Raw genomic sequence first — 12,393 nt, forward strand, 5'->3', positions numbered from 1 at the left:
AGCTTCTAACCAAATATTTCGCCAAGACCTACCTCAAAGTGATGACTAATTCATGACGGCTCAGCTTGCATGCTATATTCTTCAGTTTTAACTCTTACTGGAACTGGAACTGGCTATGGAACGTTTTATCGAACGACTGATGTATGCTTCACGCTGGATAATGGCCCCCGTGTATCTTGGCCTCAGCCTGATCTTGGTGGCCTTGGCCATTAAATTTTTCCAGGAAGTCGTTCATGTCTTTCCAATTGTCTTTTCGATTAACGAAGTCGACCTTATTCTGGTCATACTATCGCTTATCGATCTGACGCTGGTTGGCGGCTTGGTGGTCATGGTGATGTTTTCCGGTTACGAAAACTTCGTGTCCAAATTGGATATAGATGAGGACAGCGAGAAACTATCCTGGCTCGGCCGGATGGATCACGGTAGCCTGAAAAACAAGGTCGCCGCCTCAATCGTGGCAATATCGTCGATCCATCTGCTCAAAGTCTTTATGAATGTAAGCAATATCGACAATGAGAAGATCCTCTGGTATCTGCTTATTCACATCACCTTTGTACTCTCAGCCTTTGCCATGGGCTATCTCGATCGACTCTTGCACGCCAAATAAACTTCCGCACTGGCTAGGCAGCATGGCACGCAGGCGACTTACAGGGTCCTAGCCGGGGGCGCGATGACACCTAGCCATCAATCAGCGCAAAGGGGTCCTTCTGCTGCTGCAGCTGATACATGTGCTGGTACAGTCCATCTGCTGCCATCAGCTCACGGTGGCTGCCCTGCTGCTGGATATGGCCCTGGTGCAAGACATAGAGTCGATCGGCGTCGCGCACCGTGCTCAGGCGATGAGCGATGGCAATGAGCGTGACTTGACCGCGTAAACGCATCAGAGACTTCTGAATCAGCGCCTCAGTGTGGCTATCGATATTGGCAGTGGCCTCATCGAGAATGAGGATCTTCGGTTTCCGCGCCAGGGTGCGGGCCAGGCTGAGCAACTGCCGTTGGCCGGTGCTGAGGTTTTTACCGCGTTCGGTCAGCACCGTCTGGTAGCCATCGGAAAAGCCCATCACGGCATCGTGCAGTTGGGCCTGCTGCGCCGACTCGATCACTTGCTGATCGGTCAAATCCAGATTGAGCCGAATGTTGTCGGCGATAGTCCCGGCAAAGATAAAGGGGTCCTGCTGGACAAAGCCGACCAAGCCGGTTCGAGTCAGCGTATCCATCGTGGCTATATTGGCACCGCCAATAGAGATGCTGCCCACCTCGAGCCGATAGAAATCCATCAACAAGGCCATCAAGGTACTCTTGCCCGAACCGGTGTGGCCCACTATGCCGATAAAATCCCCACCGGCGACCTCAAACTCAATAGCGCTTAACACCGGCTGCACGCCATCGTAACTGAACGAGGGCACGTCGAAGCGAATATCGATACCCTGCGGTGCCTGCGGGCTGGTAATAGGGGCGACACTCGGTTCGTCGAGCAAGGCAAAGACCCGACTGGCCGAGACCAACGCCTGCTGAGCCATATTGAGCCGAGAGGTCATGTCGATCAATGGCTCGGTAACAGTGCCCAAATAGTTGATAAAGGCATAGATCACCCCGATCTGGATCGTCCCGGTCGAGCTCAGCTCGATCACACCAAAACCAAACAGCAGGGCCGACAACAACAACAGATAGACCAGATCGATCAGGGCGCGCAACAGAAAACCATCGATCACCAGATTGCGAATCTTGGCTCGATAATGATCGGTACTGGTTCGTTTAAACGCTTGTTGAAACGCCTTTTGCTGATTCATCAGCTGGATAACCGCCATCCCTTCAATGCTCTCGTTGAGCCGGGCGTTAATGTCGCTGAGCAAACTGCGTACGCGCTGAAAGATCGGTGTGGAGAGTTTTTGGTAGGTCCACATAATCAGCAGGACAATCGGCACCAAGGTGGCACAGATCGCCATCAGGCGCAGATCCAGGATTGCCATGGCGATGAGGATGCCCAAGACCCGCACGCTATTTTGCACAAATACCGAGATCACGTTGACATAGAGGTCTTTGATCGCCTCGGTATCGTTGGTGATCCGACTGATCAGACTGCCGGTCGCGACCTTGTCGAAGTAAGCAATGGGCAAGGTCAATACATGCGCAAAGACTTGCTCGCGTAAGGTTTGGATGACGTCGAGGGCAATACGGTTAAAGCGCATCGCTTGTAAATAGTAGGTGCCCGCGCCAATCAACTGCGACAAAGTATAGATGGCCGCTAGGGTCCAAATCGCTGGCATATCCCAGTTGGTCGGTCGCAGATAGTCATCGATAAAGACCTTAATCAAATAGGGACCGAGCACACTGGCACTGGTGGCCAACAGGAGCAGCAAAAAGGCCTCGACAATGGTCTTGCGATAAACCCGGGCATAGTCGAGCAGGCGCATAAAGGTGCTCTTCATCGCCCCTCCTCCACGGCCAATTCGAGCTGTTGGTAATCGAACATTTTGCGATACCAACCCCTTTGCGCCAGCAACGTCAGATGGTCACCCTGCTCGACGATCTCGCCTTGGCTGAGTACGACAATTTGCTCGGCCGTGGCCACGGCCGAAAGCCGATGACAGACGATAAGCGTGGTACGGCCGCAGCGCGCCACGCGCAGATGATTCAAAATGGACTGCTCGGTTTTAACATCCACGGCAGACAGCGCATCATCGAGAATGAGGATCGGTGCATCTTGCAACAGCGCGCGAGCAATCGCCAAGCGCTGCTTTTGACCGCCCGATAGGGTGACTCCGCGCTCCCCGACGGCGGTCTGATAGCCATCCGAAAAGCGCACAATGTCATCGTGTATTTGTGCGATCTGAGCCACCGCTTCGATGTCGGCCTGGCTTGCCTCGGGCCGCGCCAGGGCGATATTTTCGGCAATGGTCGCGGAGAACAAGAAGGGCGTTTGTGGCACGGTGGCGATGTGGGCGCGTAAGTTGGCGAGGCTGAAGTTCGCCACCGGGTGTCCGCCAATGCGGATCTGCGCACCCTCTTGCTCGGCCATGCGCACCAATAGATTGATTAGGGTCGATTTACCGGCACCGGTGTGGCCGACTATTCCCAAGGTCTGGCCCGCCGACAAGGTCAGATGAATATCTTTCAGGGTCGGACGCGGCGCCTGGGCGAAGCGAAATTCGTCGATCGCAAACTCGATCGAGGGCAGCACGACCGAGTTCAGAGTGCCCTCATCTTTGATGTCGGGCGCCATGGCAAACAAATCCGCGATCCGCGTGTAGGCCGCCTGACCGCGTTCCACCAGGTTTAATAACCAGCCGATGGCAAACATCGGCCAGATCATATAACCCAGATAGAGATTAAAGCTGGTTAACTGGCCCAGGGTCAGAACGTCCTGGTTAATATAATAGGCCCCGCCGGCGATACTGAGTAAAAAGGAGAAACCAATGCCCAACTGGATCGCCGGATCGTACTTGCTGTCGGTGCGGGCAACCGCCAGATTGGCTTGATTGGCTCGGGCGGCAACCCGGTTGAACTCGACCTGCTCGACCCCCTCCCGACCCAAAGCGCGAGTCAACCGCAAGGCCGAAATACTTTCTTGTACATCATCGTTGAGATCGCTGAAGCGCGCCTGAGCGTCCTTAAAAGACAGATGCAGCTCCTTGCCAAAACGCCACATAAAGTAACCGACGATCGGCCAGGGCACGAGAGCGATCAGGGTGAGCGGCCAAGAAATAACCAGGGTCATGACCAGCAACACCAGCAAGCCGGTAAAGGCACCGTCGAACAGCGCCAAAACGGCTTCACCGGCGGTCATCTCGACGGCTTGAATATCATTGGTGGCCCGGGCCATCAGATCACCGGTTTTCATGGTTTGATAAAAGTTGGGTGACTGTCGGCTCAGCTGGTCGAACAGCTGTTGGCGCAATTGATTGGCGAGCTTATAACTGGCGCCGAACAGTGCAATACGCCAGATAACTCGCAGACTGTAGCTGGTGATAGCGGCCAGCAAAATCCAGCCGATATGGCTGTACAAAAACGGCCAGGTTGCGCTGCCATCAACCAACGCATCGACAATTTGACCGATCATCCAGGGCGGCACCATGGTCGCGAATGCGACCACCACTAAGGCGACCAACGCCACGCCATAACGACGCCATTCTTGACGGAAAAACCAGAACAGCTGTAAAAAAACCCGCACCTGCGATCCTCTGTAAGTGGATAACGAAATCAATTTCGGAACTGCAACTGGAGCATCAATCAACAGTCGGTTGTTGTTAAGTATGAACGATGTGGCAAATAATTTTGGCTGCGATTAACCTTGCGCTGGCAAAAGTCGGCTCCGTTTCGGTGTTCTTAAACAACCACTAAAAGGCCCGGCCGTCGTTGCCTTAAGGCGCTGAATTTTGCTCGTAAGGGTTGAGAAAAGGCGTTTTGCTCAACACATAAGATCTGTAATTTTGTCGCTCCGAATGCCCAGGCTAACAGAGCCTCACCGCCCAAATCGCTCAGCCCACATTGTACCAAACCAACCTCGGTCACGGTCGGGGGCAATCTTTTAACCAGACTCACCATGACCTGATCGGATACCTTATTATAACTCAGGCTAACCGAGTGCAAGGCCGGCCCGCCCTGGCTATGAATCGCCTGTATGGCGGCTGCGATGTGTTCGATTTGCATGCTGCTTAGGTTGGCATTGCGTAGATGCAAGTCGTAGTCCAGGCTATTTTCGTGCAACAACATCAGCTTAGCCGCGGCCGTTTGACACACTGCATTTTGGGTCGACTTTAAGACGTTCACTAGTGTTGCCAAGGTCATTTGTGGGTTTTCTTCTGCGTTAAGGCGACGGGTAAAGGCTTGCAGTATGGCAGTCAGGCCGAACAGCATTACTGACCCTTTTTTAAGCAGCCTTCTTCTGGTTAGATTTTTGGGCTTCGGATTAGATACATAATTCTGTGACATTTCCTAACCTACCTCAACACTTAACAGGCTGTAAAACAACCGATCGACTTTGCCATGGGCTTGCTGGCTTGGGTCATCAATCGCCTTTAAACGATACCACCTTGCCTTCACCTTTGACCGCGGCGACCAAAAAAAACAATCCAAAGGAACCCAGCAGCAAGGTCAAGAAGCCGCCCTGAAATGCCGTTTGCACCCAAAACCAAACGGGCTCCTGGTCTTGGAAAGTTTCCACGCCCTGGCGAGCATAAAAGATACCGCCCGTTAATGGCACGAGAAGGTCTTGATAACAGAAGTACCCCGCTAGAGCGGTTAGAAATACGCCAGAAAAGATTGTTTTTATCTTACTCTGAGTACTCAAATCTGTCTTAAACATAGCACGGATATCCTCGAAGATTGTTACTTTAGCCCGCCTACGCAAGCAGGCTATTGGAATTGCAAACCACTCTAGTAATCTACTGACCAGTTTAATTCTAGGCCGTTATTGTTGAATGACCCGAATTCTCCCTGCGTGTAGACTTCCAAATAGGTGCGCGGTGTCAGCTCATATTGTAGGCTGCTGCGGAAATCCTGGTCGGTCCCGACGCCCTGTTCAACCTCGAGATAGAGGTTTTCATTAACATATTTACCGGCACTGATATTAAAGGCAACATCACCTGAGCTGGTGCTTTTGGTGTCGACTACCAGAGAATCGAGGGCCAGCTCGTCGCGAGTCGCGGCGATCAGATCGAGCCCGGTTTCACCGGTACGTAAGCGGTTGACCACCGATGCCAGTTGCACGGCTTGAATCACACTCATTTGCTCCACTCGCCGGCCAAAGAGCAGCTGGGATAGCAGCTCATCTTGGCCCAGACCGGAGGGTGAACTGAGTACCAAGCTAAGAGCATCCTGGGTACCGCTAATGCGGATACCCACCTCTAAATCGCGCTCTTTGTAGAGCCCATTGACGTCCAGTACCAGCTGGTTGTTTTGAATTTGGACATTGCCGTCGGTCAGGGTAAAGGCCTTGCCAAAGCCCACATAGTTGCCGCGCACGATGGCAAATTGACCGGAGATTTGCGGCAAATAAAAATCATCCGTTAGCTCCAGCGTACCGGCTAACTCGGCATCGATACCCTGACCGTAGAGGTTGACCCGGTTATTCGCCACCACCGAGACTTGCCAACGGCCCTGGGGCCAATAGGTCGGCTTTTGCGCAGACTTGCTGGCTACCCCATTCGCCTGCACTATATTTAGTTGCGGCGCGCCGTCCCAGAGGAAGGAATCCGACTGCATATTTAACGGTGCGACATTAAGTTTACCGGCCACCTGCAGCTGATGATAGGAACCAGTCGCCTGCAATGCACCGGACACAGTGGCGTCCATCTGCGCCTGATTTAACAGTCCAGCCTTGTTTAGGGTGACACCGAGATCAATCTTGTGAGCTAGCCATTGCTGCGCTTGCGGCAGAAATTGCACATCACCCTGAATGCGAATTTGTCCGCGATCACCATCCAGTGCACGACCATCGATTTGCCAAGTGTCCTGGTTGGCCGCCAGATCCAGATGAATATCACTGATCAATGTGCCGTAAGTGGCGTGTTCATAGAAACCATTGAGCCACTGCAGATTACCAGACCAAGATGGGGCCAACAGGCTGCCTTGCCATTCCAGTAACCCGGCCAATTCGCCACCGATTTGCTGGTCGGGCTGATCGATAAAAAACGGATCCAACACCGACAGCGGGGTGTCGATTGTCACACTTCCGGCAAAAAGCTTTTCGCTGACTAGAGCCTGCCATTGGGATAGAGCCACCCGAGCGGTGCCGAGTTCGACCTTAAGCCGGGTCTGAGCATCCGAACTGAGCGAGCCGCTCAGAAGATAACGACCAGCCTCGCTACGCAATTGGCCATTGATATTAATCGGCCAATTTTGTGCTTGCCAGTCGATGGCACCGGACAGCAGTGGGGCAGCTAGATTGCCACTGGCCTGCAGGTTAAAGGTCGCGATTCCAGGACCTATTTCGGCGTTATCGATCCAGTAGGCTGTGTCCGGTAACCGACCCTCAAAGAGCAGTTCGCCGTCTAGCCCTTGGCCCTGGCCGGACACCGTCAAACTGAGGGCATTGGGGATATCGAACAGTGTTTCGGCGACGCGCCAGTTTTCACGGTTGCCACTCAGGGACAGTTGCGCGCTAAAGGGCAGCGTACGGATATCCCGACCTAAGCGACCGACACTGCTGACTTGGCCCTTGAATTCGGGCAACGCCAACGGGCCGGCCAGCGTCAGCTCGGCGCTCAGTTGCCCGGTTAAACCATCCGGGACCGGTGCGCCCAACTGACGGATCTGGGCAAACCGGAGATCCTTAATCGAGATCGCTCCAGTCACCGTTTGCTGCTCAGTCACCAGGCTAGCCTCGATACCGCTGGCACCCAATTGCCCTCTAAACTGGTGTTCTAGCTGATCCTGCCAGGCGCCTTGGCCTTGCCATTGGAGTCGATAGGGTTCTTCTAATAGGGTGCCAACGCTTGTCAGATCACCGTCGATGCGCCAATCGGCCGTGCGATTGTCGAGCTCTAACTTGCCATCGAGCGAGCCTTGCCAAGTATCCAGCGTGCTCAGATCGACTGACTCGCCGAGCACCGCCTTTAGCCAGGGCACCAGGGGTCGGGCATCGGGTGTTTGGGTGGCCACGGTCAAGGCTGCTTGCTCTAAGCGCCAGTGATATTGGCCCTCGATTTGCCATTCTCCGCCCGCCCACCGCCCTTGTGCCGCACGAATATCGACATGATCGACATCGAGCTGGGTCAGGTCGGCGCGCAGCACCACGGGCTGGCGATCGAACTGACCGCGAGCATCGACATCGCCGGTGATGATCGGTGCGGTTAGGCGACCGGTGAGCCGAATATCGGCATCGAAGCGCAGATCGAGCGTATCGGGTAGGGCGCGTTCAGCACCGATAAACTCACGCGACAGCAGTGGCAAGTGGCGACTGGCGATGGCTTCCAGCTCGGCATCGCCGTCTAGGGTCAGTTCATAGGGCCAGAAATCGCCCCGATAATACCATCGAGCATCAAGCCACTGAGCCTCAAACTGATCGATTTTCCAGTGCAAATTGTCGTCGGGGCGAGTCACTAAGGCGAGCGTCAGCGGTTGCTCGAACCACTGGCCGTGTAAGATGCTGTCGGTGCCAATCGCCGGTTTGTTCCAGGGGCCGGTTAGGCTCGTTTGCCCGGTTAACTCGCCCTCGAGGGTATCGAGTATCTGCGGCCAAAAGGATAACCACGGCCGCAGCATGGCCAACGGCCAATCCTGATGGGTTAGGTTCAGGTCGAAACTTTTTTCACGCCAATCTATTTTACCCGCTCCGGCTAACTGGGATGTTCCCAGCTGCACTTCGGACGCTGCCAATTCAAGATGGCTCGATTGCAGGCTGGCAATGATCAGGCGTGCGCGCAGTGGCCAGTCTTGCCAAAAACCCTCAATAAGAACGTCACCGCTGATGTCGACCGCACGCCCCTGACCGGTGACGCTCAGGTCACCAGAGCCGGTGCCGCGAAACGCGACCGGCAAACTGACGCCCAGGCGCGCGAGCAATTCAGCGCGCCAGTCGATCAGTTTTAATTGGGCACGCCAGCTCTGATCGGCTAAGACATAATTCAAACTGCCGCCGGTTTGCAGTAACTCGGTTTCCAACTGAAATGCACTCAGGTTCAGTTCCCCCTGACCCCATGTGCCGGAGAGGCTTGCCTGCAGCGGTGCGTCATGCCACGTACCCTGCAGTTGGGCGTCGAGCGCAACCCGTGGGTCGGTGAATGACCCACTTAGGGTGCCGGCTACCGCACCGCCCAAACTAAGCTGAGCCAAGCTGGCGGGCAGCAGTTCCTGAAACAGCGGATCGGTGAACAGTTGGCCCTGATAACTCAGGTCTAGGGTATCGGACAACCAGTCGATCAAGCCAACGGCTGAGATCTGGTTGTTGCCCAGACTGAGCTTGGCAGTCTCTAGGCGCAGACGCGTTGCCTCCGCCAAACTGGTCATAGACAGATCAAAGGGTGTGCCCTGCCATGTACCCTGGGCGCCCACCTTGGCATCCAAGCGTGGTCGACGCCAACCGCCGTACCACTGCGCCTGCATCGAGAGTTGGCCGGTCAACTCTGCCACACCGGCAAATTCACTGAACGGGTCGAGCACCCAATCGGTCATCTCGATAGACAGCTCGGAGTCGTTCGGGTCGATCCAGCCGAGCAGCGCAGCCGGCTTACCATCAAGGCTGATGTCGACGGGTAGGAAGGTCAGTCGTCCGTCCGCTATCCGATACTCTAGCGCGCCGCTGGCTTCCAGTCGGTGAGAACGCCAGGGCAGCGACCACTGATCAATGGCCACCTGCAGCGTCGCGCTGTTGCTGTAGTCGATGCGTGCATCCCACGAGGCCTGTGCCGGTTCAGTCAATGACCAACGCAGCCATCGGGCCCAGGCCGTTGATGGCTGTGCTAACAGCGAACCCTGCAAACGGAAGCGATCTATGGCGTCGGCCGACAGTTCGGCCGAATAGCTATTGGCCGTGCCCGGCTCAGTCAACGACAGGGCAAGCCGGGCCGGTAATGCGCCCCAGTTGATTTCGCCTTCCGCCGCCAGGGTGGCATGCAGCGTCGGGTATCGAGGTCGGTCCAGGCTAATGTCGCCAATGGCCACATTTTCGATGCGCACTGCGGGTAAGCGGGGCCATAACTCGATGAGACGGGCGAATGGATTCGCGCCAGCGCCGCTGCCCGGTTCGGCCAGTTGCATTTGCAGCCGACCGATGGCGATATCATCGAACCACCAGCGATTTTGCACGGCATAAGGCCATTGCCAGCTGAGTGACAAGTTATCCATTTGAATGGTCGGTGCCGCGGCTAGACCGACCAGTTTGATTTGCCCGATGCGCCATTGACCCAAGCCCGGCGAACGGATCCCGCTGACGCTGATATCTTGCCCCGACCACAGACGCAAGAAGTGAACCCCTTGCGTCATCAAGCCGATGCGACCGCCCTCGGTGCCGACCAGCATGGCGCTGATCATCAGCACCGCAATGAGCAGTAACACCGTCACGCGCAGCAGCGTGATCCAACCGTGACGCGCCACCGCGCGCAGACGAATAGCCATTAAAAGGCCTGCCCTAGGCTGACATAAACCTGAAAGTTGGCATCGCTCGCACGCTGGTTTAGTGGCCAGGCCAGATCGATTCGGATCGGTGCAAAACGGGTGAAATATCGAATGCCGAGCCCGACACCGTGGTACCACTGCTCAGGCGAGTCTAAACTGGCGCGCTCACCCAAGGCCCCAACATCCCAGAAGGCAACGCCACCCCAACTGTCATTGATGCGCAACCGCGCCTCGTTGACCAGTAGCCAACGCTGCGTCGCGCCCGGCAACTCGGCGGCCAAGCTGCTGGGGTTCTCGGCAGTAATTTCCTTTTGGGCTAACTGGATGCTCTGGTAGCCATAGCCTCGAATCGAGGCGCTGCCGCCGGCCTTCAACCATTCCGATTGCGGAATGTTGGCCAGGGTGGACCCAAGCTCAGAACCATACCAGAGGGAATCCCAGCGGACCCGGCTGGCAAAGGTGGCGCGCTTCTTCAACGACCAAAAATACTGTAGATCAACACCGGTCAAGAGGAAGGGCGTGAACTTTTCATCGATGTCCCAGACCGGCTCGGCGCCCACGGACGTGCGCAAGCCAAGGCTAGGATTGAACGGATCCTGGACCGAGTCACGGAGATATCTGAGCGGGGTGCGCAACTGGCGATAGCGGTCGCTGACGCCATAGCTGGTCTCGTCGATCTGACTGACACCGAGACCAAACTCATAATAGTCCAGCGTTGAGGCTTTGCGCGCCAAGCGCGCGATGCTGGAGTATATGGTCGATTCGACCCCGGCAACCTCAGCGTAACTTATTTCATTGTCCCAATTGAGGCGGTTACGGCGATCAAGAAAACTCGGTATCACCATATTGGCTGTGGCGCTCTGCTGAGCAGATTGCAATGCTAGGCCCAAGGCCAAACTTTGCGCTTCGCCAAAGAGATCTCTGTGCTGCCAACCGGCCGAACCGCCGATACCTTGATCACTCTTCCAGCCCAAGCCGGCGCGCAGGGTCCGGTCTTTACGCGACTCCAAGCCGAAGGTGACATTTACCTGGCCGGACTCGCCTCGCGTCAGGGTAGGCCGAATCTGACTAAAAAGACCGGTGTCAAACAGACTGATCACCGCGTTATCGATGTCGGCTCGACGGTAACAATCGCCGCTGTCGATACCGCTGACCCGGGCGAGAAACTCTAGTTTCGCATCGCCCGCACCGATAAATTCAACCTCACCAAAGGTAGTGGGATCGGACACGATGACCTGAAAATCAACATCGCCGACCTGCTCCGCCTCGTCTAGCGTGACTCGATGATCGATCGAGAGGCTGTAAAAGCAGCTGCGCGCTTCAATGTATTGCCGCAGCTTAACTTGCTGATTGAGTACCAGCGCAGCGTTTAAGGCTTCACCCACGGCCAGCACCTGCCACTGGTTATCTTCAGGCATAAAGCCTCCCGACAACGACAGGCTGCGAATGATGAATTGAGGTCCCAAGGTGATTTGGTAGCGGGGGGTCAGTTTTTCCTCGTTCCAACTGCTGTTGATAATCGCCTGATAATAGCCGCGACTCCGAGCCAGTTGCTCCAGACGTGTTAACTCCGCTCGTATCTGGCGATCTCGACTGGGATCTATATTGGTCTGATTGACGGCCGCACGGTAGTCGTTAACCGCCCGCACAAACTCCCCCTGAAGCTCAAAACGATAGGGCGCTATGCTGATATCCCAACGATTGGCCGAGCGCAGTGCAGCGGCGCTGGCGCCATTGACCAGCAATAGAAGCAAAACCAGCGGTGTCTTTAAATATTTTATCATGCTGAAGATGTCATACCCTGGCGTAACCAAAACTGAAGACAAAAGCCATGTCGGGCATTGAACACGGAACGTCGCTTGACTGCCTGTTCGGTGTTCGAGTCTTATACGGCAATGACTTGTCACTATGCCATTTGTTCATTTGTCCTAACAGCTCCAACTGGGTATTATTTCGCGCTATATACACAGATCAATTGGCATTTGGTAACAGCTGCCATTCATTACTAACGGGGTCACAATGAAACGCGATAAAAAAAGAATCGAAGGCGAACCCTGGAGTGCAGAACAGCTGCAACTCTATTTGGATTTTAACACATACGATGGGACAGACCGAGACTTTCATTGCCTGTATCGAGCCTATACCAGGATGGATGAGACCGCGTTCTTGCAATTTGTGGCATTGTTTAAAAGTGAAGGTCGCAATTTGGCGGCGACCAACCCGGATGGCCATACCCTAGCGGCATTGCTTGCCAACCATGCGCAAAGTGAATTCTACCTCGGCGCCCTCGTCTAGCAGAGTCTGGGCAACCGAGGGCACGGCCAATGCACCGCGCCC

The 12,393-nt window shown here is 55.2% G+C and carries 8 protein-coding genes; 2 read left to right on the forward strand and 6 right to left on the reverse strand.

All coding sequences use genetic code 11. The features are described 5' to 3' along the window. Positions 1-115 precede the first annotated feature (115 nt). Positions 116-607, forward strand: a complete 492-nt coding sequence (locus tag REIFOR_RS15020) for a TIGR00645 family protein (protein ID WP_100258334.1) — start codon at positions 116-118, stop codon at positions 605-607. Positions 608-677: 70 nt separating this feature from the next. On the opposite strand, the gene REIFOR_RS15025 is transcribed toward REIFOR_RS15020, so the two are convergent. The 6 genes from REIFOR_RS15025 to REIFOR_RS15050 all read right to left on the reverse strand — a co-directional run bounded on the left by REIFOR_RS15025 (position 678) and on the right by REIFOR_RS15050 (position 11,840). Continuing rightward, a complete protein-coding gene (locus tag REIFOR_RS15025; protein ID WP_100258335.1) occupies positions 678-2,429 on the reverse strand; it encodes an ABC transporter ATP-binding protein in 1,752 nt (583 codons plus the stop codon). After that, positions 2,426-4,171, reverse strand: a complete 1,746-nt coding sequence (locus REIFOR_RS15030) for an ABC transporter transmembrane domain-containing protein (RefSeq protein WP_100258336.1) — start codon at positions 4,169-4,171, stop codon at positions 2,426-2,428. Before REIFOR_RS15030 ends, REIFOR_RS15025 begins: the two co-directional genes overlap by 4 nt. A 155-nt stretch (positions 4,172-4,326) precedes the next feature. After that, positions 4,327-4,857 (reverse strand): leucine-rich repeat domain-containing protein, encoded by a 531-nt coding sequence (locus tag REIFOR_RS15035; protein ID WP_100258337.1) that lies wholly within the window; start codon positions 4,855-4,857, stop codon positions 4,327-4,329. 151 nt (positions 4,858-5,008) lie between these two features. Continuing rightward, complete coding sequence (locus tag REIFOR_RS15040; protein WP_100258338.1) at positions 5,009-5,305, reverse strand: hypothetical protein; 297 nt, start codon at positions 5,303-5,305, stop codon at positions 5,009-5,011. 71 nt (positions 5,306-5,376) lie between these two features. Next, a complete protein-coding gene (locus REIFOR_RS15045; RefSeq protein ID WP_100258339.1) occupies positions 5,377-10,056 on the reverse strand; it encodes a translocation/assembly module TamB domain-containing protein in 4,680 nt (1,559 codons plus the stop codon). Further along, positions 10,056-11,840 carry an autotransporter assembly complex protein TamA gene (locus tag REIFOR_RS15050; RefSeq protein ID WP_100258340.1) on the reverse strand — a complete coding sequence of 595 codons (1,785 nt, stop codon included), beginning with the start codon at positions 11,838-11,840 and terminating at the stop codon, positions 10,056-10,058. The genes REIFOR_RS15045 and REIFOR_RS15050 overlap by 1 nt, the downstream gene beginning before the upstream one ends. Before the next feature lie 235 nt (positions 11,841-12,075). Here REIFOR_RS15050 and REIFOR_RS15055 point away from each other — a divergent pair, with 235 nt between their 5' ends. After that, complete coding sequence (locus tag REIFOR_RS15055) at positions 12,076-12,351, forward strand: PA4642 family protein (protein ID WP_100258341.1); 276 nt, start codon at positions 12,076-12,078, stop codon at positions 12,349-12,351. Positions 12,352-12,393 lie beyond the last annotated feature (42 nt).

The sequence above is a fragment of the Reinekea forsetii genome, from assembly GCF_002795845.1.
Lineage (GTDB): Bacteria > Pseudomonadota > Gammaproteobacteria > Pseudomonadales > Natronospirillaceae > Reinekea > Reinekea forsetii.

Excerpts from the sequence above, each read along its gene's own strand:
- REIFOR_RS15045 (WP_100258339.1), bottom strand. The coding sequence starts at position 10,056 with ATGGCTATTCGTCTGCGCGCGGTGGCGCGTCACGGTTGGATCACGCTG.
- REIFOR_RS15055 (WP_100258341.1), top strand. The coding sequence starts at position 12,076 with ATGAAACGCGATAAAAAAAGAATCGAAGGCGAACCCTGGAGTGCAGAA.
- REIFOR_RS15035 (WP_100258337.1), bottom strand. The coding sequence starts at position 4,857 with ATGCTGTTCGGCCTGACTGCCATACTGCAAGCCTTTACCCGTCGCCTT.
- REIFOR_RS15020 (WP_100258334.1), top strand. The coding sequence starts at position 116 with ATGGAACGTTTTATCGAACGACTGATGTATGCTTCACGCTGGATAATG.
- REIFOR_RS15025 (WP_100258335.1), bottom strand. The coding sequence starts at position 2,429 with ATGAAGAGCACCTTTATGCGCCTGCTCGACTATGCCCGGGTTTATCGC.
- REIFOR_RS15050 (WP_100258340.1), bottom strand. The coding sequence starts at position 11,840 with ATGATAAAATATTTAAAGACACCGCTGGTTTTGCTTCTATTGCTGGTC.
- REIFOR_RS15040 (WP_100258338.1), bottom strand. The coding sequence starts at position 5,305 with ATGTTTAAGACAGATTTGAGTACTCAGAGTAAGATAAAAACAATCTTT.